Source organism: Streptomyces glomeratus, assembly GCF_021462825.1.
Taxonomy (GTDB): Bacteria; Actinomycetota; Actinomycetes; order Streptomycetales; family Streptomycetaceae; genus Streptomyces; species Streptomyces glomeratus.
In genome coordinates this window covers 227,015-252,694 of the sequence record NZ_JAKEEB010000005.1, presented here as the reverse complement: position 1 = coordinate 252,694, position 25,680 = coordinate 227,015, and the positions used below count along the sequence as shown (strand labels likewise).

General features: G+C 70.1%; 18 protein-coding genes and 1 pseudogene. 9 read left to right on the top strand and 10 right to left on the bottom strand.

What is annotated here, in order from left to right; translation table 11 throughout:
• Positions 1-248 precede the first annotated feature (248 nt).
• Both LZ604_RS08590 and LZ604_RS08585 read left to right on the top strand, forming a co-directional pair.
• Complete coding sequence (locus LZ604_RS08590; protein ID WP_234513874.1) at positions 249-4,052, top strand: GH92 family glycosyl hydrolase; 3,804 nt, start codon at positions 249-251, stop codon at positions 4,050-4,052.
• Between the two features lie 625 nt (positions 4,053-4,677).
• Positions 4,678-5,043, top strand: coding sequence for a hypothetical protein (locus LZ604_RS08585; protein ID WP_234513872.1), 366 nt, complete (start codon positions 4,678-4,680; stop codon positions 5,041-5,043).
• Between the two features lie 108 nt (positions 5,044-5,151).
• Here the strand turns inward: LZ604_RS08585 and acnA are convergent, their stop codons facing one another.
• Positions 5,152-7,869, bottom strand: a complete 2,718-nt coding sequence (gene acnA, locus LZ604_RS08580; protein WP_308283570.1) for an aconitate hydratase AcnA — start codon at positions 7,867-7,869, stop codon at positions 5,152-5,154.
• A 448-nt stretch (positions 7,870-8,317) separates the two neighbouring features.
• Here acnA and LZ604_RS08575 point away from each other — a divergent pair, with 448 nt between their 5' ends.
• The 3 genes from LZ604_RS08575 (at position 8,318) to LZ604_RS08565 (ending at position 11,274) form a co-directional block, all read left to right on the top strand.
• Positions 8,318-8,515, top strand: a complete 198-nt coding sequence (locus LZ604_RS08575; protein ID WP_234513994.1) for a DUF4236 domain-containing protein — start codon at positions 8,318-8,320, stop codon at positions 8,513-8,515.
• A gap of 64 nt (positions 8,516-8,579) precedes the next feature.
• Positions 8,580-10,109, top strand: coding sequence for a helix-turn-helix domain-containing protein (locus LZ604_RS08570; protein WP_234513868.1), 1,530 nt, complete (start codon positions 8,580-8,582; stop codon positions 10,107-10,109).
• 154 nt (positions 10,110-10,263) lie between these two features.
• Positions 10,264-11,274, top strand: coding sequence for a hypothetical protein (locus tag LZ604_RS08565; protein ID WP_234513867.1), 1,011 nt, complete (start codon positions 10,264-10,266; stop codon positions 11,272-11,274).
• Between the two features lie 28 nt (positions 11,275-11,302).
• Here the strand turns inward: LZ604_RS08565 and LZ604_RS08560 are convergent.
• Positions 11,303-11,440 (bottom strand): annotated as a pseudogene (locus LZ604_RS08560) (IS5/IS1182 family transposase); the annotation flags it as partial.
• Positions 11,441-11,600: 160 nt separating this feature from the next.
• Here LZ604_RS08560 and LZ604_RS08555 point away from each other — a divergent pair.
• Positions 11,601-12,137, top strand: coding sequence for a hypothetical protein (locus LZ604_RS08555; RefSeq protein ID WP_234513866.1), 537 nt, complete (start codon positions 11,601-11,603; stop codon positions 12,135-12,137).
• A gap of 414 nt (positions 12,138-12,551) precedes the next feature.
• Here LZ604_RS08555 and LZ604_RS08550 read toward each other — a convergent pair whose 3' ends face one another.
• Together LZ604_RS08550 and LZ604_RS08545 are read right to left on the bottom strand one after the other, a co-directional pair.
• A complete protein-coding gene (locus LZ604_RS08550; protein WP_234513865.1) occupies positions 12,552-12,974 on the bottom strand; it encodes a RidA family protein in 423 nt (140 codons plus the stop codon).
• Positions 12,971-14,125 carry an acyl-CoA dehydrogenase family protein gene (locus LZ604_RS08545; RefSeq protein ID WP_234513864.1) on the bottom strand — a complete coding sequence of 385 codons (1,155 nt, stop codon included), beginning with the start codon at positions 14,123-14,125 and terminating at the stop codon, positions 12,971-12,973. Before LZ604_RS08545 ends, LZ604_RS08550 begins: the two co-directional genes overlap by 4 nt.
• 177 nt (positions 14,126-14,302) lie before the next feature.
• Here LZ604_RS08545 and LZ604_RS08540 point away from each other — a divergent pair, with 177 nt between their 5' ends.
• A complete protein-coding gene (locus tag LZ604_RS08540; protein ID WP_372482115.1) occupies positions 14,303-16,057 on the top strand; it encodes an AMP-binding protein in 1,755 nt (584 codons plus the stop codon).
• A gap of 15 nt (positions 16,058-16,072) precedes the next feature.
• A complete protein-coding gene (locus tag LZ604_RS08535) occupies positions 16,073-16,897 on the top strand; it encodes a PaaX family transcriptional regulator (protein ID WP_234513863.1) in 825 nt (274 codons plus the stop codon).
• A gap of 47 nt (positions 16,898-16,944) precedes the next feature.
• Here LZ604_RS08535 and LZ604_RS08530 read toward each other — a convergent pair whose 3' ends face one another.
• Both LZ604_RS08530 and LZ604_RS08525 read right to left on the bottom strand, forming a co-directional pair.
• Positions 16,945-19,251, bottom strand: coding sequence for a bifunctional salicylyl-CoA 5-hydroxylase/oxidoreductase (locus LZ604_RS08530; protein WP_234513862.1), 2,307 nt, complete (start codon positions 19,249-19,251; stop codon positions 16,945-16,947).
• Entirely contained in the window at positions 19,236-20,063 is an 828-nt protein-coding gene (locus LZ604_RS08525) for an enoyl-CoA hydratase family protein (protein ID WP_234513861.1), read from the bottom strand. The genes LZ604_RS08530 and LZ604_RS08525 overlap by 16 nt, the downstream gene beginning before the upstream one ends.
• 179 nt (positions 20,064-20,242) lie before the next feature.
• On the opposite strand from LZ604_RS08525, the gene LZ604_RS08520 reads away from it, so the two are divergent.
• Complete coding sequence (locus tag LZ604_RS08520; RefSeq protein ID WP_234513860.1) at positions 20,243-20,692, top strand: ATP-binding protein; 450 nt, start codon at positions 20,243-20,245, stop codon at positions 20,690-20,692.
• On the opposite strand, the gene LZ604_RS08515 is transcribed toward LZ604_RS08520, so the two are convergent.
• The 4 genes from LZ604_RS08515 to LZ604_RS08500 form a co-directional block, all read right to left on the bottom strand.
• Positions 20,652-22,109, bottom strand: a complete 1,458-nt coding sequence (locus tag LZ604_RS08515; RefSeq protein ID WP_234513857.1) for an amino acid permease — start codon at positions 22,107-22,109, stop codon at positions 20,652-20,654. The genes LZ604_RS08520 and LZ604_RS08515 overlap by 41 nt on opposite strands.
• Positions 22,110-22,294: 185 nt before the next feature.
• Positions 22,295-23,302: an ornithine carbamoyltransferase gene (gene argF, locus LZ604_RS08510; RefSeq protein WP_234513855.1), complete on the bottom strand. Its 1,008-nt coding sequence runs from the start codon at positions 23,300-23,302 to the stop codon at positions 22,295-22,297.
• A gap of 137 nt (positions 23,303-23,439) precedes the next feature.
• A complete protein-coding gene (locus LZ604_RS08505) occupies positions 23,440-24,663 on the bottom strand; it encodes an arginine deiminase (protein WP_234513853.1) in 1,224 nt (407 codons plus the stop codon).
• A 139-nt stretch (positions 24,664-24,802) separates the two neighbouring features.
• The gene (locus LZ604_RS08500; protein WP_234513851.1) at positions 24,803-25,633 is read right to left on the bottom strand and encodes a M55 family metallopeptidase; all 831 of its coding nucleotides are present in this window, start codon (positions 25,631-25,633) and stop codon (positions 24,803-24,805) included.
• Between the last annotated feature and the right edge of the window lie 47 nt (positions 25,634-25,680).

Sequence of the window (25,680 nt, the reverse complement as noted above, 5' to 3'; positions counted from 1 at the left end):
AGGTATAGTCCACTTCCCGCCAGCGGAGCAAGATCGAATGCAAGGTTGACGGTTTGCTTATCCGAGTTGAGACCTCGCGGAAATGCGGGACGCCCATGGATCACTCGGTCGGGATATCCGCCACATTGACCCCGAATGCCACACTCAACACCCTTGACATCACAGACCACTTGCCCACCTACTGGTCCTTGCGCAGCGAAGTTGACAACGTTGTCCATATTTTCACAGCGCAGGGAGGGTGCTCGCGTATGCAGCACAGATCTCGGCACAGACGAACTCAGGCGGCGGTCGTGGCGACGGCCGCCTTCGCGTTGCTGGTGGGCCTGCACGGCGCGGCGGTGGCGCTGCCCGGCCAACCGGGCGGCGCGGACCGGGAGTTCGCCTCCTCGTTCGAGACGGGTGATCCGGCCCCGACGTGGCTGAACACCGTCGACACGGGGGCGGACGGTGCGAAGCGGGCGTCCGGCGTGGACGGCGGATACACCACCGGGATCCCCGGCAATGTGACCGACGAGGTCACCGATGTGCGGGCCAGCGCCGAGAACAGCGGGGCCGGCGAGGTCAAGGAGAACCTGATCGACGGCGAGCCCGGCACCAAGTGGCTCACGTTCGCGCCCACCGGCTGGGTCGAGTTCGACCTCGACGCGCCGGTCAAGGCGGTCACCTACGCGCTGACGTCGGCCAACGACTACGCGGAGCGGGACCCCGCCGACTGGACCCTTCAAGGGTCCACGGACGGCAAGGACTGGAAGACCCTCGACACCCGCACCGGCGAATCGTTCGACCAGCGCTTCCAGACCAAGTCCTACGACCTCTCGGAGCCGGCCGAGTACGCGCACTTCCGGCTGGACTTCACCAGTAACCACGGCGCGGACATACTGCAGCTCGCCGATGTGCAGTTCTCGACCGGCCACAGCACCGAGCCCGCGCCCAGGGACATGCGCACGCTGGTGGACCGCGGCCCGATCGGCTCCCCCACCGCCAAGGCGGGCGCCGGCTTCACGGGCCGGCGGGCCCTGCGTTACGCGGGCACACACACGGCGGGCGGACGGGCGTACTCGTACAACAAGGTCTTCGACGTGAACGTGCGCGTCGAGCCGGACACCCGGTTGTCCTACCGGGTCTTCCCTTCGATGGCCGACAAGGACCGGGACTACGACGCCACCGACGTCTCCGTCGACCTCGCCTTCACCGACGGCACCTATCTGAGCGGCCTCGGGGCGCTGGACCAGCACGGCTTCCCGCTGTCCCCGCAGGGGCAGGGGGCGGCCAAGGTGCTGTATGTCAACCAGTGGAACGACGTGGTCTCGCGGATCGGATCGGTCGCGGCCGGGAAGACGGTGGACCGGATCCTGGTGGCCTACGACTCGCCGAAGGGGCCGGCGAGGTTCCGCGGCTGGCTGGACGACATCTCCCTGAAGGCCGCGCCGCCGGACCGGCCCAAGGCCCACCTGTCCGACTACGCGCTGACCACCCGCGGCACCAACTCCAGCGGCTCCTTCTCGCGCGGAAACACCTTCCCGGCGACCGCTCTGCCGCACGGCTTCAACTTCTGGACGCCGGTGACCAACTCCGGCTCGCTGAACTGGCTGTACGACTACGCGCGGGCGAACAACGCGGACAACCTGCCCAGCATCGAGGCGTTCAGCGCGAGCCACGAGCCCAGTCCCTGGATGGGTGACCGGCAGACGTTCCAGGTGATGCCGTCGGCCGCCGCCGGCGCCCCCGACACCGGCCGCGAGGCGCGGGCGCTGCCGTTCCGGCACGACCACGAGACGGCGCGCCCGTACTACTACGGGGTGACCTTCGAGAACGGGCTCAAGGCGGAGATGACGCCGACGGACCACGCGGCGGTGCTGCGGTTCACCTATCCCGGCGACGACGCAAGCGTCGTCTTCGACAATGTGACCGAGCAGGCCGGGCTGACCCTCGACAAGGACAAGGGGATCGTCACCGGGTTCTCCGACGTGAAGTCCGGACTGTCGACAGGGGCGACGCGCCTGTTCGTCTACGGCGTCTTCGACGCGCCCGTGACGGACGGGGCGACCTCCGGAGTGAAGGGATACCTGCGCTTCAGACCGGGCTCCGACCACACGGTGACCCTGCGCCTCGCCACCTCGCTGATCGGCATCGACCAGGCGAAGGACAACCTGCGCCAGGAGGTCCCGGACGGGACGTCCTTCGACGAGGTGAAGGCACGTGCGCAGCGCGCCTGGGACAAGCTGCTGGGCACGGTCGAGGTCGAGGGAGCGACCACCGACCAGCTGACGACGCTCTACTCCTCGCTGTACCGGCTGTACCTGTATCCCAACTCCGGTTTCGAGAGAGTCGCTTCGGCATACCAGTACGCGTCCCCGTTCTCCCCGATGACGGGTCCGGACACCCCCACGCACACGGGGGCGAAGATCGTCGACGGCAAGGTGTACGTCAACAACGGCTTCTGGGACACGTACCGGACGACCTGGCCGGCGTACTCCTTCTTCACCCCGAAGCAGGCCGGTGAACTGGTCGACGGCTTTGTGCAGCAGTACAAGGACGGCGGCTGGACCTCACGGTGGTCCTCGCCCGGCTATGCGGACCTGATGACGGGCACCTCCTCGGACGTGGCGTTCGCCGACGCCTATGTGAAGGGCGTGAAGTTCGACGCGGAGGCCGCCTACGACGCGGCCGTGAAGAACGCGACGGTCGCACCGCCCGCCTCCGGCGTGGGCCGCAAGGGCATGGCGACCGCCCCCTTCCTCGGCTACACGAGCACCGGCACGGGCGAGGGCCTGTCATGGGCGATGGAGGGCTACGTCAACGACTACGGCATCGCGAGGATGGGCCAGGCGCTCTACGAGAAGACCCACAAGGCACGCTACAAGGAGGAGTCGGCGTACTTCCTGAACCGCGCCCGCGACTACGTCGACCTCTTCGACACGAAGGCCGGCTTCTTCCAGGGCCGCGACGCCCAGGGCAACTGGCGGGTGGACTCCTCGAAGTACGACCCGCGGGTGTGGGGCTACGACTACACCGAGACCAACGGCTGGGGCTACGCCTTCACGGCCCCGCAGGACAGCCGCGGCCTGGCCAACCTGTACGGCGGCCGGGCCAAGCTGGCGGACAAGCTGGACGAGTACTTCTCGACACCGGAGACGGCCTCGCCGGAGTTCGTCGGCTCCTACGGCGGAATCATCCACGAGATGACCGAGGCGCGAGACGTCCGGATGGGCATGTACGGGCACTCCAACCAGGTCGCGCACCATATGATCTACATGTACGACGCGGCGGGCGAGCCGTGGAAGGCCCAGGCGGACGTCCGTGAGGTCCTCTCCCGCCTGTACACGGGCAGCGAGATCGGGCAGGGCTACCACGGCGACGAGGACAACGGCGAGCAGTCGGCCTGGTATCTCTTCTCGGCGCTGGGTTTCTACCCGCTGGTCATGGGCAGCGGCGAGTACGCCATCGGATCGCCGCTGTTCAAGAAGGCCACCGTGCACCTGGAGAACGGCCGGGACCTCGTCGTCAACGCCCCGGAGAACAGCACGCGCAACGTCTACGTCCAGGGGCTGAAGGTCAACGGCCACCCGTGGACGTCGACGGCTCTGCCGCACGCGCTGCTGTCCCGGGGCGCGGTGCTGGACTTCGACATGGGTCCGCGCCCGTCGGCCTGGGGCAGCGGGAAGGACGCGGCGCCGGTGTCGATCACCCAGGACGACAAGGTGCCGTCGCCGCGCGCGGACGTGCTCAAGGGTGACGGGCCGCTCTTCGACGACACCTCGGTGACGGAGACGGCCCTGGCGAACGTGGACCTGCCGGTCACGAACCCCGCCAAGGCGGTGCAGTACACCCTGACGTCCCCGGCGGACCACACGAAGGCCCCCACGGGCTGGACCCTCCAGGGCTCGGCGGACGGCACACAGTGGACGACGCTCGACGCACGCTCGGGAGAATCCTTCACCTGGGACCGGCAGACCAGGGCGTTCTCGATCCCGCGCCCCGGCTCCTACGCGCACTACCGCCTGGTCCTCGACTCCCCCTCCACCCTGGCGGAGGTGGAACTGCTGGCCTGACATCCCCATGAGGGAAGGGGCGGGCGCGGAGGTTCCTCCGTGCCCGCCCCGCCGTCGTACTGCGTAAGTCGGGGCGGCCCGCCGGAGAGTCCGGCCAGGTGAGGGGGAGCCCGTCCACGGAGCCGCGACGCGGGCGGGGGTCGCCGTCACGAGCGCCGCCCGTCCCGTGGAAGACCGCCTGTCAGCCGTACGGGCGAACGCCCTTGACATCGTTGTCGGTTGGGGGAGTACAGTCATGTACAGACCATTTCGACAACGTTGTCGCCTCACCGGTCGTCACAAGCCACGTTCCACCCGGCGCGGCCCCCTCCCCCCGGGCCGGGCCGGCTCGCGGACCGGGTGGCACGCTCACAGGCCACCCGGTCCGCCCGGAGTCCCCGAACGACGCCTGACCGCAAGGCAGTCGTCACACGCACCCGTCATCACACGCTCGCGTCATCACACGCTCGCGTCGTCACACGCACGGGTCGGACCGCCCCGCGCACACCCCTCCTGCGGCACCCGAGGCATCACAAGGGTCACTCGTGGGGGCGGTGTTGGCCCCACCGGGGCGCGAACGGGGCAACCCCAGTGCTCTCGTGGTCATCTACCTGTACGAACGCGAACATCTGGGAGAGGGCGGGCTGTGCACGGTTCCGGTGCGGACGGTGGCCACGAGAAGGGCACCACCGGTTCCTGGTGGGCGCCCGCGGTGGCGAATCTCCTGATCGGACTGGTGGCGATAGTCCCGGGCCTGTGCGTGCGATGGCTGCTGACCCGATACTCACTGATCCACTGCGTCGACGGGTTCGGCTGTCCCGGCAAGTCACCGGACAACACGCTCGGCATGACGCTCGGCGCGCTGCTGGGTGGCGGATTCGTCGTCGGGATGGTGCTGGTGGTGGACGTCCTCATGCCCTGGCAGGAGGGCCGGCCCCTGCATATGTGGCTCGGTATGACACCGCTGGTCGCAGCGCCGTTCGCGATCGCTCAAGCCGCCGGGTGGATCTAGTCCCGCGGAGGGGATGTAAGCCCGCGAGGTGGGGTGCGGGCGGGCACACGTCGAGGGCCGCACCCCCGCCGGGCGGGGGTGCGGCCCTCGACTGCCGTGCCGGGCCGCTTACTTGCGGATCAGGCTGCGCAGCACGTACTGCATGATGCCGCCGTTGCGGTAGTAGTCGGCCTCACCGGGGGTGTCGATGCGGACGACCGCGTCGAACTCGACACCGGTGTCGGTGGTGACCTTGAGCGTGCGCGGCGTGGTGCCCTCGTTCAGCTCCGTGACGCCGGAGATGGAGAAGGTCTCCTCCCCGGTCAGGCCGAGGGACTCGGCCGACTGACCCTCGGGGAACTGCAGCGGCAGCACACCCATGCCGATCAGGTTCGAGCGGTGGATGCGCTCGTAGGACTCGGCGATGACGGCCTTGACGCCGAGCAGCGCGGTGCCCTTCGCGGCCCAGTCGCGGGACGAGCCGGAGCCGTACTCCTTGCCGGCCAGGACGACCAGCGGGATGCCCTGCTCGATGTAGTTGCGCGAGGCGTCGTAGATGAAGGAGACCGGGCCGCCCTCCTGCGTGAAGTCGCGCGTGTAGCCGCCCTCGGTGCCCGGCGCGATCTGGTTGCGCAGGCGGATGTTGGCGAACGTGCCACGGATCATGACCTCGTGGTTGCCTCGGCGTGAGCCGTAGCTGTTGAAGTCGCGACGCTCCACACCGTGCTCGGTGAGGTACTTGCCGGCCGGGGTGTCGGCCTTGATCGCACCGGCCGGGGAGATGTGGTCGGTGGTGACCGAGTCGCCCAGCTTGGCGAGGACCCGGGCGCCGGCGATGTCCTCGACCGGGGCCGGCTCCATCTGCATGCCCTCGAAGTACGGGGGCTTGCGGACGTAGGTTGACTCCGCATCCCACTCGAAGGTGTTGCCGGTCGGGATGGGCAGGGACTGCCACTGGGCGTCGCCCGCGAAGACGTCCTGGTAGGACTTGCTGAACATGTCCTCGCCGATGGCGTTGGCGACGACGTCGTTGACCTCGGCCTCGGTCGGCCAGATGTCCCTCAGGTAGACCGGGTTGCCGTCCTGGTCGGTGCCCAGGGCGTCACGGGTGATGTCCACCTTCATGGAGCCCGCGAGGGCGTACGCGACGACCAGCGGCGGGGACGCCAGGTAGTTCATCTTGACGTCGGGGTTGATACGGCCCTCGAAGTTCCGGTTGCCGGAGAGGACCGAGGTGACCGCGAGGTCGTGGTCGTTGACGGCCTTGGAGACCTCCTCCGGCAGCGGGCCGGAGTTGCCGATGCAGGTGGTGCAGCCGTAACCGACCAGGTTGAAGCCGACCTTGTCCAGGTACGGGGTCAGGTTGGCCTTGTCGAAGTAGTCGGTGACGACCTTCGAGCCCGGGGCCAGGGTGGTCTTGACCCACGGCTTGCGGGTCAGGCCCTTCTCGACCGCCTTCTTGGCCACCAGGGCGGCGGCGACCATGACGTACGGGTTCGAGGTGTTGGTGCAGGAGGTGATGGCGGCGACCGTCACGGCACCGTGGTCGAGGATGTAGCTCGTGCCGTCGGGGGCGGTGACCTGGACCGGGTTGGACGGGGCGCCGTTGGGGTGGATGGCCGGGGCGTCGGAGGCCGGGAAGGACTCCACGCCCGCCTCGTCGACGACGTCGACGTAGTTGCAGACGTCCTGCTTGAACTGCTCGGCGGCCTTGGCGAGGACGATACGGTCCTGCGGGCGCTTCGGGCCGGCGATGGACGGGACGACCGTGGACAGGTCCAGCTCGAGCTTCTCGGAGAAGTCCGGCTCGGCCTTCGGGTCCAGCCAGAGGCCCTGCTGCTTGGCGTAGGCCTCGACAAGGGCGACCTGCTGCTGGGAACGGCCGGTCAGGCGCAGGTAGTTCAGGGTCTCGTCGTCGATCGGGAAGATCGCGGCGGTGGAGCCGAACTCCGGCGACATGTTGCCGATGGTGGCGCGGTTGGCCAGGGAGGTCGCGGCGACGCCCTCGCCGTAGAACTCGACGAACTTGCCGACCACACCGTGCTTGCGGAGCATCTCGGTGATGGTGAGCACGAGGTCGGTGGCGGTGGTGCCGGGCTGGAGCTCACCGGTGAGCTTGAAGCCGACGACGCGCGGGATGAGCATGGAGACCGGCTGGCCGAGCATCGCGGCCTCGGCCTCGATGCCGCCGACGCCCCAGCCGAGGACGCCGAGACCGTTGACCATGGTGGTGTGCGAGTCGGTGCCGACCAGGGTGTCCGGGTAGGCCTTGCCGTCGCGGACCATCACGACACGGGCCAGGTGCTCGATGTTCACCTGGTGCACGATGCCGGTGCCCGGCGGGACGACCTTGAACTCGTCGAAGGCGGTCTGGCCCCAGCGCAGGAACTGGTAGCGCTCCTTGTTGCGGCCGTACTCCAGGTCGACGTTCACCTTGAAGGCGTCGTTCGTGCCGAACTTGTCGGCGATGACGGAGTGGTCGATGACCAGCTCGGCCGGGGCCAGCGGGTTGATCTTCGCGGGGTCGCCGCCCAGCTCCTTCACGGCCTCACGCATGGTGGCGAGGTCCACGACACAGGGAACGCCGGTGAAGTCCTGCATGATCACGCGGGCCGGCGTGAACTGGATCTCCTGCGACGGCTGGGCCTGGGAGTCCCAGTTGCCGAGGGCGCGGATGTGGTCGGCGGTGATGTTCGCGCCGTCCTCGGTGCGGAGCAGGTTCTCCAGCAGGACCTTGAGGCTGTACGGCAGGCGGGCCGAGCCCTCCACCTTGTCCAGCCGGAAGATCTCGTACGACTCGTCGCCCACCTGCAGCGTGCTGCGGGCGTCGAAGCTGTTCGCCGACACGACAGTCTCCTTCATTGATGTGCGCGTACCACCGCAATCCTGCCGCCATGACGGCTCGACCGATCCGCTAAGGTAAGGCTAAGTTAGGTAACCCTTACCGGAGCGATGCCTGCGGGGCGCCTCGGCAGATATCTCGATGTCGAGATAACTCTAGTACATGGGTGCCGGATGGTCATGCCCGGTCCCGCCCGGACCCGGTCGGACTCGCCGGACCTGCCGGACCCACCGCACCCCGCCGGAGCCACCGGACCCGTCGGATCCCACCGCACCCCGCCGGACCCACCGGACCTGCCGGACCCGCGAGACCCGGCCCACACCCCCACAGGCGGCAGCCCCGTACTCCACACCCCCTGCCCCGTCCCCCCGACGGACGAATGCGCCCCCCGGGCCATCAGTCCGGCGAACCGGGGTATCCGGCATGAACCAGAACGTTCGCAAGGAGGCACGCATGCCGCTGACGTTCCGCAAGAGTCTCCGGATCCTGCCCGGAGTGCGCCTGAACATCAACAAACACTCCTGGTCCCTCACCACGGGCGGGAAGAACGGACCGCGCCACACCCGCAGCAGCTCAGGACGTCATACGACATCGATGGATTTGCCCGGCCCTTTCGGATGGCGTCGCACCCGTTCCACCAGGGGTCACTGACGGTCACTCACCCAAACAGCCCCCTCGAAAGGCGCCATCTCATATCTGAGATAACCTCAGTCTCATGTCAGACGACTACCTCGTACGTATCGGCAAGCTCATCCGTGACGCCAGGCAGCACCGTGGCTGGACTCAGACGCAGCTTGCCGAGGCACTCGGCACCAGTCAGAGTGCCGTGAACCGGATCGAGCGCGGCAACCAGAACCTCAGTCTTGAGATGATCGCCAGGATCGGCGAGGCCCTGGACAGCGAGATCGTGTCCCTGGGCTACGCGGGTCCCATGCATCTGCGGGTGGTCGGCGGCCGCCGGCTCTCCGGCGCCATCGACGTCAAGACGAGCAAGAACGCCTGTGTGGCCCTGCTGTGCGCCTCGCTGCTCAACAAGGGACGCACGGTGCTGCGCCGGGTCGCCCGCATCGAGGAGGTGTTCCGGCTTCTGGAGGTGCTCGCGTCGATCGGCGTGCGCACCCGGTGGATCAACGACGGGGGCGATCTGGAGATCGTGCCGCCCGCCGACCTCGACCTGGACGCCATCGACGCGGAGGCCGCCCGGCGTACGCGGTCCATCATCATGTTCCTCGGGCCGCTGATGCACCGTACGGACCGCTTCAAGCTGCCGTACGCGGGCGGCTGCGACCTCGGTACCCGCACCGTCGAGCCGCACATGATCGCGCTGCGCCGGTTCGGGCTGGACGTCACCGCCACCGAGGGGCACTACCACGCCGTCGTGGACCGGTCCATCTCCCCCGGCCGGCCGATCGTGCTGACCGAGCGCGGTGACACCGTGACCGAGAACGCGCTGCTCGCCGCCGCCCGCCACGACGGGGTCACGGTCATCCGCAACGCGTCCTCCAACTACATGGTCCAGGACCTGTGCTTCTTCCTGGAGGCGCTCGGTGTCGGAGTCGAAGGCATCGGCACCACCACGCTCACGGTCCACGGTGTGCCGAACATCGACGTCGACGTCGACTACTCCCCCTCGGAGGACCCGGTCGAGGCGATGAGCCTGCTGGCCGCCGCGGTCGTCACCGAGTCGGAGCTGACGGTGCGCCGGGTGCCGATCGAGTTCCTCGAGATCGAGCTCGCGGTGCTGGAGGAGATGGGGCTCGACCACGACCGCAGCCCGGAGTACGTGGCCGACAACGGCCGCACCCGGCTGGTCGACCTCACGGTACGGCCCTCCAAGCTGGAGGCGCCGATCGACAAGATCCACCCGATGCCGTTCCCGGGCCTGAACATCGACAACGTCCCGTTCTTCGCGGCCATCGCGGCCGCCGCGCAGGGCAAGACGCTGATCCACGACTGGGTGTACGACAACCGGGCCATCTACCTGACGGACCTCAACCGGCTCGGCGGGCGGCTGCAACTCCTCGACCCGCACCGCGTCCTGGTGGAGGGCCCGACCCGCTGGCGCGCCGCCGAGATGATGTGCCCGCCGGCCCTGCGGCCCGCCGTGGTGGTACTGCTGGCGATGATGGCGGCCGAGGGCACCTCCGTGCTGCGGAACGTGTACGTCATCAACCGCGGCTACGAGGACCTCGCCGAGCGGCTCAACTCGGTCGGTGCGCAGATCGAGACGTTCCGGAACATCTGAGGCACGGAACGGCACCGCGGGACAGTCCTGAAGCCCCATCGCTCACCGCATCGGGGAGCGATGGGGCTTGGGCTCTGCCGCGTGACTACCACCTTTCACCGCAATGACGTGTCTCTGGCAAAGCACCGTGCTACCGCGATCAGCAGGGGGGAACTTGACCGAGTACACGAGCGAGACGGCTCCGCGCGCCGAGAGCGCACTGCGGTGGGGACATGCCCGGTGGGGCGGCGTACTTGGTCTGGGTCTCACGGGAGCGGTCGCCTCGGTGCTCCCTGTCATCGGTGTCAACACCTGGTCGGGAGTCTCCGATGACGGAATCCTCCTCCTCGTGTCGAGGGCCGTCGTGGTGGTGGGACTGCTCGTGGCCGTTCCGGTGATGCTCCTCGTGCTCCACGAGGTCCGGCGCTCATGGCCCCGATACGCAAAGACGGTGCTGGCCTGCGTGCTCCTGGCCGATATCGGAGCAATGCTGCTGCTCACCGTCGTCCTCCCATTCCGATGGGGGCTGCTCAGTTGCCTGATGTACTGCCTGCCCGCGCTGTTCGTGGCCTGCGCCACGATCCTGCGATCGCGTGCAAGTGTGCAGGCCGCAGTTGCGGGTCTGCTCCTCGTGTACACACTTGCGATACCGGTACGAGAGCTTCAGCAGCACGTCGCCGCGAAGGAGTGGCTGAGGGCCACCGGGATTCCGTCGCGGGCGATGGCTCAGGTGGTCACCCTGCCGGGGATGACGCAGGAGCCGTACACCTGGGACGGGAAGACCCTCACGGCGATGTTCGACCTTCCCATGGGGCCGTCACAGGCATGGATGGGAGCCGAAAGGGCGACATTGGGTTACGTCGACCCCTGCGGACCCTTGCTGGAGGGCGCTGGGGACGCGAGTGAAACCGAGTCGCCGCCATGTGTCCAAGACCGTCCGGGGCTCTGGTTCCGCGGTACCTCTGACGACGTCGTCGGATACGTCCTTCAGCGGGACGGGGTGACCATCTCCCTGACAGGGGGCGTGTGGCCTCGCGCGGGTGAGTCTGATGTCGAATACGCCGCAAAGCGGAGAGCCGGACTGCGACGGGTGATTCTGGCGGCCCATCCCGCAACCGACGCCGAACTGTGGTCACGAGAGGGCTCCACGAAGGAGCCGACCCTGGTGGGTCTGCTGCTGCTCTGACAGTTCAATCCGCCCGAAGCTCAAGCAGCAGCGGCCCGAGGTCCGCCAGACGGTCCGGAGTGGGAGCCGGCAACGGGGAGTCGCGGCAGTTCGCACCGGCCAGGACACGGCCGAGCGGGAGTCCGTAGCCATCCGTCATCCCAGAGCGTCTGAGGCCCTGGTTGCCGCCCCTCGCCCCTTCCGGCCGTCGCCGTAGCGGGGCGGCGAGCCCGCGCGCCGGGCACGAAGTCTTGGCGATTTCCTGACACGCGGACTGTTGACCCTGTGTTCCGCACGACGTTGGATCTTTCCTGTCCGTGCGGGTGCCCGGGCAGAGAGCTGGGGCGATGACTGAGGACGCCAGACCCGGGCTGATACGGGTGGTCTACTTCGAGCAGACGTCCGCGCTGATGATGGGCGCGGGCGCGGTGCTGTCCGAGGGGTTGTTGCTGGCCCTGATCAGTACGGCAGACCGGCTGGAGACCCTGCTCGTGGGAACGGTCGCGGTCACTCTTGTGTGCCTGGCGCTGCTGCCGCTTGGTTTCCGTCTTCCCGCCCGGCTTCGCCGCAGGTACGAGCATGCCGCGCAGATGGACGGCCTCGACACACCGCACGCCGACCAGGACGCGGCACGGCGGCAGTCGCTCCGGCGCACGGCAGTATCCGTCAGCGCGGCAGCCTGCTGGATGGTGCTCATCGGCCTGACGTTCCATGAGTTGATGCCGCCCGTCATGCTGGTGCCGGTGGCCATGGTCCAGTGGGCGCGGTCCCGGGCGACCACGAACTGGGAGCGAGCGAACGGTGCGGCCCTGTGGCAGGGTGCACCCGGAGTGCTGGGCACTCGAGGCCCGGTATTCCGTGTGCCGGCGGACTACGGGATGTGAACCCACGACCTCTTCGTCCCGAAGAAGGTTCGGGCAAGATCCAGGGTCTGGGAGACATCGGGAGGAGATCCGTGCGGTTCTTCTCGGTGCGGTCGTGCTGCCGTCGTCATCTGTGGTCGGTTTGATCCCGGAGAAGCCCTTACGACGACGATTTCGCCGAGCTCGCCCGCCGGCTACGCCGCACCATGCCCCACCCCCCGCGGGGGAACAGCGACCGTGGGTGTGCTGGTTGGCGGGCGTACATCGAGTATCGGGCGTCGAAGCTTGGGTGGGCGAGCCGGTCGCGGGCCGTGGTGGGAGTGGTGCTGTCTCGTGTGGGGGCAGCGGTGGCGACCGGGTACCTGATCCTTCTGGCCTCCATCCTGGTCTTCCCGTCCGGGCCTAGCGGCTGGGCTTGATCACGCTGAGGGGCACTTACGGCAGCACCGCGAAGCCGTCGAGCTCCACGACGGCCTCCTCGTCCCACAGGCGTACGGCTCCCACGACGGCCATCGCGGGGTAGTCGCGGCCCGCCAGCCGCCGCCAGATGCGGCCGAGTTCAGGGGCGTGGGCGCGGTAGGCGGCGACGTCGGTGGCGTAGACGGTGACGCGGGCGAGGTCGGCGGGAGTGCCGCCGGCGGCCCGCAGGGCGGTGAGCAGGTTGGTGAGCGCCCGCTCGAACTGCTCGGGAAGGGTGGCACCGACGACTTTGCCGTCCGTGTCGAGAGCGGTCTGGCCTGCCAGGAACACCACTCGGGAGCCGGCGGCGACCACCGCGTGCGAGAAGCCTGCCGGAGGGGAGAGATCCGGCGGGTTGATACGCGCGGGGGTGGGCGGATCGGGGCGCTCGGCGGTCACGGGGCCTCCACGGTGGCGTACAACTCCTTGGCGACGATGCCGCGTTGCACCTCGCTCGCGCCCTCGTAGATCCGAGGAGCGCGCACCTCGCGGTAGAGATGCTCGAGAAGGTGGCCGCGGCGCAGGGCCCGGGCGCCGTGCAGCTGGACGGCCGCGTCGACGACGTACTGCGCGGTCTCGGTGGCCAGCAGCTTCGCCATCGCGACCCGTTTCGGGACGTCCGGGGCTCCGGCGTCGTACGCCGTCGCCGCCGCGTAGACCATGAGGCGGGCAGCCTCCGTGCGCAGGGCCATCTCGGCCACCTGGTGGGCGACGGTCTGGAGGTCCTTCAGCTTGCCGCCGAACGCGTCTCGTTCCGCCGTGTGCGCAAGGGTCGCGTCGAGGGCCGACTGCGCCATGCCGACCGCGAAGGCGCCGACGCTGGGCCGGAAGAGATTGAGGGTGCCCATGGCGACCCGGAAGCCCCGGCCGGGCTCTCCGAGGACATCGTCGGCGGTCACCGGCACGGCGTCGAAGGCGAGGGCACCGATGGGGTGCGGGGAGAGCATCTCGAGCGCGGAGCCGGTCAGGCCGGGGCGGTCGGCGGGGACGAGGAAGGCGGTCACGCCGCGCGCGCCCGTGCCGGGGGCGGTGCGCGCGAAGACGGTGTAGAAGTCGGCCTCGGGGGCGTTGGAGATCCAGCATTTCTCCCCGGTGAGCCGCCAGCCCCGCTCGCCGTCCCGCTCGGCGAGGGGGGAGGTGCCCTCCGGGTCCGCTCGCAGGGCCAGCGCCGCGGCGTCCGAGCCCGCATCCGGCTCGGTCAGGGCGAAGGCCGCCACAACGGTGCCTGCGCGGACACCGGGGAGCCAGCGGGCGCGCTGTTCCGGCGAACCGTATGTGTGCACCGGGTGCGCGCCGAGACCTTGGAGAGCGAGGGCCGTCTCCGCTTCTGTGCAGGCTTGGGCCAGCGACTCCCGCATCAGGCACAGCTCCAGCGCGCCCGCGGTGAACAGCCGGTCCAGCAGCCCGAGTCGGCCGAGTTCCGCGACGAGTTCCCGGTTGACCCGCCCCGGCTCGCCCTTGTCCGCGAGCGGGCGCAGCCGTCGCTCCGCCAGGTCGCGCAGTTCCGCACACCAGGCGATCTGTGCCGGATCGAGCGAGAATGCGGTCATTGCCGGTCCCTCTCCCTGACGGTGCACCGGGCCGGGTGGGCTGCCCATCCGAGCGTATCGCGGACAGTTGACTGTCGTCACCAACACGATACGCTCGATGCGCGAGCCCACCACGACAAGGGGCGAGACGCCATGGATCCGAGGGACGCCACCACCAGCGCCATGGAGATCAGCGCCATGGAGACCGCCGGCACCACGAGCACCACCGGCACCACCGGCACCGCCCATCTGGACACCTTCGCCCGGGACCATCTCCCACCCCCCGAGCAGTGGCCCGAACTGCTCTTCGACCTGCCCGAACTGCATTACCCCGAACGGCTCAACGCCGCCGTCGAGTTGCTGGCAGGTACCGCCCCCGGACGCCCGGCCTTCCGTACGGCGACCGGGGACGTGTGGACGTACGGGCAGCTCCGGGCCCGTGTGGACCGGATCGCGCACACGCTCACCGGCACCCTCGGCGTCGTCCCCGGCAACCGCGTCCTGCTGCGCGGCCCCACCACCCCCTGGCTCGCCGCCTGCTGGCTCGCGGTGCTGAAGGCGGGGGCGGTCGCCGTCACCGTGCTCGCCCAGCAGCGTCCGCACGAACTGCGCACCGTGTGCGAGATCGCCCGGGTCGGACACGCCCTGTGCGACGCCCGCGCCGTGGACGACCTGGCGAAGGCCGACGTCCCCGGACTGCGGATCACCCCCTACGGCGGCGACTCCCCCGAGGATCTGCTGCGTCTGCCGGCGCCCGAGGAACCGTACGTGCCGGTGGACACGGCGGCCGACGACGTGGCGCTGATCGCCTTCACCTCGGGCACCACGGGCCGGCCGAAGGGCTGTATGCACTTCCACCGCGACCTGCTGGCCATCGCGGACACCTTCTCCCGGCACGTGCTCCGGCCGCGCCCCGACGACGTCTTCGCGGGCAGTCCCCCGCTCGGCTTCACCTTCGGGCTCGGCGGGCTCGTCGTCTTCCCGCTGCGGGCCGGTGCGAGCGCCCTGCTGCTCGAACAGGCGGGCCCCCGACAGCTGTTGCCCGCCATCGCCGAGCACCGGGTCTCCGTGCTGTTCACGGCGCCGACCGCGTACCGCGCGATGCTCGAGGAGATGCGCGGACATGAGGGAGAAGAAGGAGAAGAAGGAGAAGAAGGGGAGGAAAGGGACGAAGGGGAAGAAGGGGAAGAAGGAAAAGAGGGAGGCGAAAGGGCCGGCGGACGCGACGGACACGACGTCTCGTCGCTGCGGCGGTGCGTTTCGGCCGGGGAGAACCTGCCCGCCGCGACCTGGCGGGCCTGGTACCAGCGCACGGGGCTGCGCCTCATCAACGGCATCGGCGCGACCGAACTGCTGCACATCTTCATCTCCGCCGCGGACGACGCGATCCGCCCGGGGACCACGGGAGTTCCGGTGCCGGGGTGGCAGGCCCGGGTGCAGGACGAAGGCGGCCGGCCCGTGCCCGACGGCGAGCCCGGGCTGCTCGCCGTGCGCGGCCCGGTCGGCTGCCGCTATCTCGCCGATCCCCGGCAGCGGGACTACGTCCGGGGTGGCTGGAACATCACGGGCGACACCTATGTCCGCGAACCCGACGGCTACTTCCGGTATGTCGCCCGCGCTGACGACATGATCATCTCGGCCGGGTACAACATCGCCGGACCGGAGGTAGAGGACGCCCTGCTGCGCCACCCGGATGTGGTCGAGGCGGCGGTCGTCGGCCGGCCGGACGAGACGCGTGGGCAGGTGGTGGTGGCGCACACGGTGCTCAGGCCGGGCGCCCGGCGCGACCCGGAGGCACTGCGCGCCTTCCTGACCTCCGAGCTGGCGCCGTACAAGTGTCCGCGCGAGTTCGTCTTCGTGGACGCACTGCCGCGCACGGCGACGGGCAAGCTCCAGCGGTTCCGGCTGCGGATGGACGTCCACCCGGCACCCCCACTCGGTGATCACGGCTGACGCCGACGATCTAAAGTGATCAACGTGTCCGATCAGCACGCTCCCCGCTCCCTCATCGTGACGTTCTACGGCGCCTACGGCCGCTCCACGCCCGGCCCGGTGCCGGTGGCCGAGCTGATCCGGCTGCTCGCCGCGGTCGGCGTGGACGCGCCCTCCGTACGCTCGTCGGTGTCCCGGCTGAAGCGGCGGGGGCTGCTGGTGCCGTCGCGCACGGCCGGCGGCGCGGCCGGGTACGCGCTGTCGCCGGACGCGCTGCAATTGCTCGACGACGGCGACCGGCGCGTGTACGCGACGACGCCTCCCGAGGACGAGGGCTGGGTGCTCGCGGTGTTCTCGGTGCCGGAGTCGGAGCGGCAGAAGCGGCATCTGCTGCGCTCCCGGCTCGCCGGACTCGGTTTCGGCACCGCGGCCCCCGGTGTGTGGATCGCTCCCGCACGCCTGTATGAGGAGACCCGGCACACCCTTCAGCGGCTGCGTCTCGACCCGTATGTGGACTTCTTCCGCGGTGAGCACCTCGGTTTCGCGCCGACCGCGCAGGCGGTGGCGCGCTGGTGGGACCTGGCCGCGATCGCCAAGCAGCACGAGGCGTTCCTCGGCCGCCACGCGCGCGTACTGCACGAGTGGGAGGCGCGCGAGGACACCCCGCCGGAGGCGGCGTACCGCGACTACCTGCTCGCTCTGGACTCCTGGCGCCATCTGCCGTACGCCGACCCGGGGTTGCCGGCGGAGCTGCTTCCCGGGGACTGGCCGGGCACGCGTTCCGCAGCGGTCTTCCGGGCGCTGCACGAGCGACTGCGGGAGGCGGGAGCGGTGTTCGCGGGAGTACGCCCCGAGGCGTGACCCGGTGCCGGGCGAGAACCCTCAGCCGCTGAAGGCCAGACGTGGCTTCAGCCGCTGAAGGCCAGACGTGGCTTCGGGGCGTCCGTGCGTCCGGTCTGCGGGCGCCGGCTGCCGGCGCGGTAGGGCGCGGGCCACACCGCGCCCGGCCCGCCGTATCCCTGTTCGGCCGCCGCGTGCAGCGTCCAGTGCGGGTCGTACAGATGCGGCCGGGCGAGGGCACACAGATCGGTCCGCCCGGCGAGGATCAGCGAGTTGACGTCGTCCCAGGAGGAGATGGCGCCCACCGCGATCACCGGGATGCCCGTCTCGTGGCGGATCCGGTCCGCGTACGGCGTCTGGTACGAACGCCCGTACGCCGGCCGTTCGTCGGCCACCACCTGCCCGGTCGACACGTCGATCGCGTCGGCGCCGTGTGCGGCGAAGGCCCGGGCGATCTCGACGGCCTCCTCGGCCGTGGTGCCGCCCTCGGCCCAGTCCGTCGCGGAGATCCGTACGGTCATGGGTCGCTCCTCGGGCCACACCGCCCGTACGGCGTCGAAGACCTCCAGCGGGAAGCGCAGCCGCTTGGTGAGACTGCCGCCGTAGGCGTCGGTGCGCCGGTTGGTGAGCGGCGAGAGGAAGCCGGAGAGCAGATAGCCGTGGGCGCAGTGCAGTTCGAGCAGGTCGAAGCCACTGCGGACGGCCCGCCAGGCGGCGGACGCGAACTGCTCGCGAACGTCGGTGAGTTGTGCGCGGGACAGCTCGCGGGGTGTCTGGCTGCCGGGTTTGTACGGGATCGGCGAGGCGGCCACCAGCGGCCAGTTGCCCTCTTCCAGCGGCTCGTCCATGCCCTCCCACATCAGCTTGGTCGAGCCCTTGCGGCCGCTGTGCCCGAGCTGCACACCGATGGCGGTACCCGGTGCCTGGGTGTGCACGAAGTCGGTGATCCGCCGCCAGGCCTCGGCCTGCCGCCCGGTGTAGAGCCCGGCGCAACCTGGGGTGATGCGCCCCTCGGCGCTCACGCACACCATCTCGGTCATCACCAGTCCCGCCCCGCCCAGCGCCCGGGCGCCCAGGTGGACGAGGTGCAAGTCGCCCGGGACGCCGTCCACAGACGAGTACATGTCCATCGGCGAGACCACGACGCGGTTGCGCAGGGTCAGGCCGCGCAGCCGGAAGGGGGTGAACATGGGCGGGGTGCCCGGCGGGCAGCCGAACTCCCCTTCCACCGCCTCGGTGAAGCGTGCGTCGCGCAGCCGCAGATTGTCGTGGGTCACCCGGCGGCTGCGGGTGAGCAGGTTGAACGCGAACTGCCGGGGGGGCTGGTCGAGATAGAGCCGGAGGTTCTCGAACCACTCCAGGCTGGCCCGGGCCGCGCGCTGGGTGGAGGCGACCACCGGGCGCCGCTCCTCCTCGTAGGCGGTGAGGGCATCGGGCAGCGAGGTGTGCTCCTCCAGGCACGCGGCCAGCGCGAGTGCGTCCTCCACCGCGAGTTTGGTGCCGGAGCCGATCGAGAAGTGGGCGGTGTGCGCGGCGTCGCCCAGGAGGACCACGTTGCCGTGCGACCAGCGGGCGTTGGTGACCGTGCGGAAGGTGGTCCAGGTGGAGTTGTTGGAGCGCAGGGGCCGGCCGCCGAGCGCGTCCGCGAAGATCTTGGCGCAGCGCTCGATCGTCTCGGCGGTCTCCGACTCGGCGAACCCGGCGGCCCGCCACACCTCCTCGCGCATCTCGACGATGACGGTCGACGCGTCCGCCGCATACGGATAGCCGTGCAGCTGCATCACGCCGTGCTCGGTCTCGGCGATCTCGAAGCGGAACGCGTCGAAGGCGAAGTCGGCCGCGAGCCAGATATAACGGCAGCGGTGCTCCTCGACAACGGGCCGGAACACCTCGGCGTAGGCCTCGCGGGTGGTGCTGTGCACCCCGTCGGCGGCGATCACCAGGTCGTACGCCTTCGAGAGCCGGGCCGGGTGCGGGGCCTCGGTCCTGAAGCGGAGCTCGACGCCGAGCGAGCGGCAGCGCTCGTGCAGGATCTGCAGCAGCCGCCGCCTGCCGAGAGCGGCGAAGCCGTGGCCGCCGGAGGTGTGGCGCACTCCCCGGTGCACGATGTCGATGTCGTCCCAGCGCACGAACTCGTCCTTCAGCGCGGTGTGCACGACGGGGTCGGCATGCTCGATGCCGCCGAGGGTCTCGTCCGACAGGACGACACCGAAGCCGAAGGTGTCGTCGGGGGCGTTGCGCTCCCAGACGGTGACCTCGCGGGCCGGGTCGAGACGCTTGAGCAGCGCGGCGGCGTACAGCCCGCCGGGCCCGCCGCCGACGACGGCGACGCGCAGGGGCCGGCGGGCCGCCTCCATGGCTACTTGCCCTGCCATTTCGGGGGCCTCTTCTCCGTGAAGGCGGCGTGGAACTCGGCGTAGTCCTCGCCGTTCATCAGCAGCGCCTGCGTCGACGCGTCCAGTTCCACGGACGCGGCGAGCGGCATGTCCAGCTCGGCCGTCAGCAGCGCCTTCGTCTGGGCGTAGGCGAGTGCCGGGCCGTCGGCGAGACGGCGGGCCAGCGCCTGGGCCGCCTCGTCGGCGCGGCCCTCCTCGGTCAGCTCGCTGATCAGCCCGATCCGTTCCGCCTCGAGTGCCCGCACCGGCTCCCCGAGCATGAGCAGCCGCGTGGCGTGCCCCAGTCCGACGACCCTCGGGAGCAGATAGGCGGCGCCCATGTCGCCGCCGGAGAGCCCGACCCGGGTGAAGAGGAACGCGAAGCGCGCGGAGGGATCCGCCACCCGGAAGTCCGCGGCCAGCGCGAGCACCGCGCCCGCACCCGCGGCCACCCCGTGCACGGCGGCGATCACCGGGAACGGGCACTCCCGCACGGCCCGGACGACCTGCCCGGTCATGCGGTTGAAGTCGAGCAGCTGGGCGGTGTCCATGGAGAGGGTGGCGCCGATGATCTCGTCGACGTCGCCGCCCGAGCAGAAGCCGCGCCCCTCACCGGCCAGCACCAGGGCCCGGACGGACCTTTCCCTGGACAGCTGGGCCAGCAGGTCGCGCAGGTCGGCGTAGGCGCCGAAGGTGAGCGCGTTGAGTTTCTCGGGGCGGGCCAGGGTGACCGTGGCGACCCCGTCGGCCAGGGCGAACCTGAGATGACGCCAGTCGGAGGTACGGGCTGCGGAGCCGGTGAAGGGACTCATGACGTGCGGCCTCCTCGGTCGGGGGCGGCTGTCCGCACTGCTGCTCTGTGATGAAGTTATCACTGATCCGTGACCGTCGTCACGAGTGCGCGATATCCCATGCCGAAACCCGCCGATCGCCCCTCGTGGGGCGCGCCGTACCATGCATGCCTCGTGTCGAAAGCAGGACCGCCTGCGCCATGAACGGACCCGCCGTGTACGAAGCCCCCGCTCCCGCCTCCTGGCGCGTCGCGCTGCCGCACACCGCCGCGGCCGTGCCGGTCGCGCGCGCACTGGTCCGTACGGCGCTGGCGGAGCTGGAGCACGCGGCCGACAGCGACACCGCGGAACTGCTCACCGCGGAACTGGTCGCGAACGCGGTGGAGCACGCGGCGGGCGACGGGCCGATCGAGCTGGTCGTCGAGCTGCTGCCGACCGGCTGCACGGTCGAGGTGCACGATCCGGACCCCGCGCCGCCCGGCGATCTGACCCGCCCCGCCGTGATCCAAGCCGACCCCTGGCAGGAGCACGGGCGTGGGCTGCTGCTGATCCGCAGCCTCAGCTCGTCCTGCGGGCACCGCCCCACCGCGTCCGGCAAGGCGGTGTGGTTCAGACTGCCTGCGGTTCCACGGCAGCGGCGTCCGCGGTGACGGGCACCGCCGCCACGAGCCGGGAGTGCCGGCGGCCGTAGAGCGCGTAGACCAGGCAGCCGGCCGCCAGGAACGCCGCGAACTGCACCCAGGTGGTCCAGCCGGTCTCGTACATCAGGTACAGGCAGAAGCCGACGCCGAGCAGCGGCACCGCCGGGTACAGCGGTACCCGGAAGGAGCGGGCCAGACCGGGCTCGCGGCGGCGCAGGGCGATGACCGCGACATTGACCACGGCCATCGTGGCGAGGGTGCCGATGGTGCACAGGTCGACCACCGCGTCCAGCGAGGAGAAGGCCGCCGGGACGGCGAAGACGACCGCCACGATCAGGGTGCCGGTGACCGGGGTCGAGGTCTTCGGTGAGACCCGCTCGAAGACACGCGGGACGAGTCCGTCCCGGGACATCGACATCAGGATGCGGGTCTGGCCGTACATCACCGCGAGCACGACCGAGGCGATGGCGACGACGGCCCCGAAGGCGATCACGCCGCCGCCGAAGGTGGAGCCGGTGACCTGATTGACCACGTACGACAGCGCCGCGGGCCGGCCGCCCACCGCGGGCCCGCCGATGGCGCCGATCGCGGCGAGCGCGACCGCGCAGTACAGCAGCGTGACCAGGCCGATGCAGACGAGGATCGCGACGGGGATGTTCCTGCGGGGGTTCTTGGCCTCCTCACCGGCGGTGGTGATCGCGTCGAAGCCGATGTACGAGAAGAACGCGGCCGTGGTGCCGGCGCCGATGCCGCCGAGACCGGCGGGCGCGAACGGGGTCAGGTTGCCGTGCTTGAACGCGGTGAACCCGATGGCGCAGAAGGCGACGAGGATGGCGAGCTTGAGGACCGCCATGGCGGCGGTGGCGCGGGCGCTCTCGCGGACACCGCGCACCAGGAGGACGGAGGCCAGGGCGATCACGATCACGGCGGGCAGGTTGACCACCCCGCCGTCGCCGGGACCCGCGGAGAGCGCCGCGGGCAGCTGCCGGCCGGTGAGGCCGGCGAGCAGCTCGTTCACGTACTGGCTCCAGCCGACCGCGACGGCCGACACGGACACGCCGTACTCCAGCAGCAGGCACCAGCCGACGAGGAAGGCCGTTCCCTCGCCGAAGCCCGCGTAGGCGAAGGAGTACGAGGACCCGGAGACCGGGATGGCGCCGCCCAGCTCGGCGAACGCGAAGGCGGTGAAGACACAGGTGAGGGCGGCGAGCACGAAGGAGACCACGACCGCGGGCCCCGCCTGGGCGACCGAGTCGGACAGGCCGACGAAGATGCCGGTGCCGACGATCGCTCCGATGCCGAAGCAGACAAGCTGGAACAGGCCCATATGGCGCTTGAGGCCATGACCCGCGAGATCGGCGCCGGCCTCGGCGACGAGCAGCTCAGGTGACTTGATGCGGAAGGGGTTGGCGGGTCTGCCGGGCATGAAGGTGGCGCTCTTTTCAGTGGTGCGGGGCGACCAGGGGGTGTCCCCGCCCGGGGAAGCCGGGAGCTTGCCTGCCGGGCGCTGGGGGAAGGTCGCGTGACGAGCCGCGGAAGGGGTGGCTCCGGGCTCGCCGAGGATCGTACGGGATGGGTGCCGGGCTCCGCTGCGGCAGCGGGCACGCCCGGTCAGGCGAGGGTGGCGACCAGGATGGCCTTGATCGTGTGCATCCGGTTCTCCGCCTCGTCGAAGACGAGGGAGTGCGCGGACTCGAACACCTCGTCGGTGACCTCCAGTTCGGTCAGCCCGTGCCGCCGGTGGATCTCGCGGCCCACGTCGGTGCCGAGGTCATGGAAGGCCGGAAGGCAGTGCAGGAACTTCACCTCGTCGTTGCCGGTGGCGCGCAGCACGTCCATGGTCACGGCGTAGGGGCCGAGCAGCGCTATGCGTTCGTCCCAGATCTCCTTGGGCTCGCCCATCGACACCCATACGTCGGTGGCGACGAAGTCGGTGCCGCGCACGCCGTCCTTCACGTCCTCGGTGAGCGTGATCCGGGCACCGGAGGCGGCGGCGAGCCGCTGGGCCACCTCGACGACCGTCTCCTCGGGCCACAGCGGGCGGGGAGCGGCGATACGGACGTCCATGCCGAGCAGGGCGCCGGTGACCAGGTAGGAGTTGCCCATGTTGGAGCGGGCGTCGCCGAGATAGGCGAAGGCGATGCCGGTCAGCGGCTTGGAGCAGTGCTCGGTCATGGTGAGCACGTCGGCGAGCATCTGGGTGGGGTGCCACTCGTCGGTGAGGCCGTTGTAGACGGGGACCCCGGCGTGTGCGGCCAGCTCCTCGACCACATGCTGTCCGCGCCCGCGGTACTCGATGGCGTCGAACATCCGGCCGAGCACTCGGGCGGTGTCCTTCACGGACTCCTTGTGCCCGATCTGCGAGCCGGCGGGGTCCAGATAGGTCGTGTGGGCGCCCTGGTCGGCGGCCGCCACCTCGAAGGCGCAGCGTGTGCGGGTCGAGGTCTTCTCGAAGATCAGGGCGATGTTCCTGCCGGTCAGGTGGCGCGTCTCGGTCCCGGCCTTCTTGGCCACCTTGAGCTCGGCCGCCAGCTCGACCAGGGAACGGAACTCCTCGGCGGTGAAGTCCAGCTCCTTGAGGAAGTGGCGTCCGGCGAGGGCGGTCGGGACAGTCGCCATGGGGGCGCTCCAGGGATGCGAAGGGCAGGACGAACAAGGGGACGATTGGAAGTGTATACGACGCCTTACATTTCTATACGGACCCCGGCCTCACGCCACCCAAGCGCCCCCGCCCGCCCAGGCACCCTGCGGCGCCCTCAGACCGGATCCCTCTCCACCGGACAGCTCATGCACCGGGGCCCGCCCCTGCCCCTGCCCAGCTCGCTCCCCGGGATCTCGATCACCTCGATGCCCTGTTTGCGCAGATGGGTGTTGGTGGTCGCGTTCCGCTCATAGGCGATGACGACCCCCGGCTCGACGGCGAGGACGTTGCACCCGTCGTCCCACTGCTCCCGCTCGGCCGCGTGCACGTCCTGCATCGGGGTCAGCACCCGGATCTCGCTCAGCCCCAGCGACGCGGCGATCGCCCGGTGCATATGCTCCGGCGGATGGTCGGTGACCTTCAGCTCCTTGTCTCCGGCCCCCGGCTCGATGGTGTACGAGCGCAGCATGCCGAGGCCCGCGTACTGGATGAAGGTGTCCGCGTTCACCATGCTCATCGCGGTGTCGAGGTGCATGAGGGCGCGCCGTTTGGGCAGGTCGAGCGCCACGATGGACCGCGCCGAGCCCGCGGCGAAGAGCTTGGTCGCGAGCATCTCGACCGCCTGGGGGGTGGTCCGTTCGCTCATGCCGATGAGCACGGCACCGTTGCCGATGACCAGCACGTCACCGCCCTCGATCGTGGAGGGGTAGTCGGCCTGGCCCTCCGACCAGAGAGGGAAGGGCTCGTCACGGAACAGCGGGTGGTGCCGGTAGATCGCCTCGAAGTGGACGGTCTCACGCTGCCGGGCCGGCCAGCGCATGGCGTTGATGGAGACACCGTCGTAGATCCAGGCGGAGGTGTCCCGGGTGAAGAGGTGGTTGGGCAGGGGGCGCAGCAGGAAGTCGTCGAGGTCCATGACGTGGAACCGCACGGAGGTCGGCTCCGGGTGGGCTTCGAGGAATTCGCGCTTGGTCACACCGCCGACGAGGGCCTCGGCGAGCTCCGCGGCGGGCAGCGCGCCCAAGGCGGCGCGCAGATGATCGGTGGCGAGCGGCCCGTACTCCTTCTCGTGGAAGACGCGGTCCAGGATCAGGCCCCTGGCCGTCGGGATCTCCAGGACCTCGCTGAGCAGATCGCCGAAAAGATGGACCTCGACCCCGCGGTCGCGCAGCACGTCGGCGAACCCGTCGTGTTCGGCGCGCGCCCGGCGCACCCACAGCACATCGTCGAAGAGAAGCGCGTCCTTGTTGCTGGGGGTGAGCCTTTTGAGCTCGAGATCCGGCCGGTGCAGGATGACGCGGCGCAGCCGCCCGGCCTCGGAGTCGACGTGGAATCCCATGCCTCCATCCTGACCATTCGGGCGCGTGTTCACCCTTCGTTCCCGGCGAACCGCGCCGTTTGATTTCGTCCATCTGACGATAAGCGGCCCGGGGGTGTACGCGGTGCGGTTGTGGCGGGTGAGCCGCAGACGGCACCCGTCAGCAGTACGGCGGCTGGTCGGTGAGAGAGGCCGCGACCCGCATCCACACACCGAACAGCCGGTACAGCGCGGGCAGTTCGCCCTCCGCCCGGACGGTGCGGCTGTCTGTGGCGGTGACGCCGGGGATGCCGAGCAACGTGGCGGGCACCGAGGCCGACTGCCAGCGGACGCTGAGCGTGGACGGCCCCGGGACCGCCGGAAGCGGTGCGCGTGGTGCGCAGAGGGCGGCGGTGACCGCCTCCTCGATCGCCTTGCGCGCCTCCGCCTCCGGGCGCAGCTCGGCCGCGAACCGGTCCCGGGCGTACTTCACCGCGACGGTGGTGATCGATCCGTCCCAGGCGGCGGCCTCCCCGCATGCCGCGTCGTCACCGGTGAGCGCCACGACGGGGACACCCAGCGCCGCGGCCGTTGCCTGGGCGAGCCCGATCTCGCCGACCGGCCGGCCGTCCAGCCACATGTCCTCGATCTCGTGCCCCATGAAGCTGTGGCTGAGCACACCGGGCTCGCCCGCCCGGGAGTGGTAACCGACGCAGACCATGGCGTCGTGTCCGGGGGTGAGACCCTCGAGCATGCCCATCCGCTTGGGCCTGCCCCGGACCAGCCGGACCGCCCGATGCAGCGCCTCGGGCAGCAGATTGCGCATCGGGCCATGGGCGTCGTTCACCAGGACGTCGGTGGCACCGGCCGCCAGCGCGCCCCGCACGGCCGCGTTGACGTCCTCCGCCATCATCCGCCGGCCGCGCTCGTAGTCCCGTCCGCCGGGCTGGACGTCGTCGCGGTCGACGAGTCCCGTGATGCCCTCCATGTCGGCGCTGATGTAGACCTGCACGCTGCGTACCCCTAGGGCTCGATCGTCCGGAAGGACGCCGGGCCCGA

Bases quoted from the DNA above. Each gene is read 5' to 3' on its own strand.
- LZ604_RS08590 (WP_234513874.1), top strand. From the start codon at position 249: ATGCAGCACAGATCTCGGCACAGACGAACTCAGGCGGCGGTCGTGGCG.
- LZ604_RS08575 (WP_234513994.1), top strand. From the start codon at position 8,318: ATGCCGCTGACGTTCCGCAAGAGTCTCCGGATCCTGCCCGGAGTGCGC.
- LZ604_RS08570 (WP_234513868.1), top strand. From the start codon at position 8,580: ATGTCAGACGACTACCTCGTACGTATCGGCAAGCTCATCCGTGACGCC.
- LZ604_RS08555 (WP_234513866.1), top strand. From the start codon at position 11,601: ATGACTGAGGACGCCAGACCCGGGCTGATACGGGTGGTCTACTTCGAG.
- LZ604_RS08545 (WP_234513864.1), bottom strand. From the start codon at position 14,125: ATGACCGCATTCTCGCTCGATCCGGCACAGATCGCCTGGTGTGCGGAA.
- LZ604_RS08540 (WP_372482115.1), top strand. From the start codon at position 14,303: ATGGAGACCGCCGGCACCACGAGCACCACCGGCACCACCGGCACCGCC.
- LZ604_RS08530 (WP_234513862.1), bottom strand. From the start codon at position 19,251: ATGGCAGGGCAAGTAGCCATGGAGGCGGCCCGCCGGCCCCTGCGCGTC.
- LZ604_RS08525 (WP_234513861.1), bottom strand. From the start codon at position 20,063: ATGAGTCCCTTCACCGGCTCCGCAGCCCGTACCTCCGACTGGCGTCAT.
- LZ604_RS08520 (WP_234513860.1), top strand. From the start codon at position 20,243: ATGAACGGACCCGCCGTGTACGAAGCCCCCGCTCCCGCCTCCTGGCGC.
- LZ604_RS08515 (WP_234513857.1), bottom strand. From the start codon at position 22,109: ATGCCCGGCAGACCCGCCAACCCCTTCCGCATCAAGTCACCTGAGCTG.
- argF (WP_234513855.1), bottom strand. From the start codon at position 23,302: ATGGCGACTGTCCCGACCGCCCTCGCCGGACGCCACTTCCTCAAGGAG.
- LZ604_RS08505 (WP_234513853.1), bottom strand. From the start codon at position 24,663: ATGGGATTCCACGTCGACTCCGAGGCCGGGCGGCTGCGCCGCGTCATC.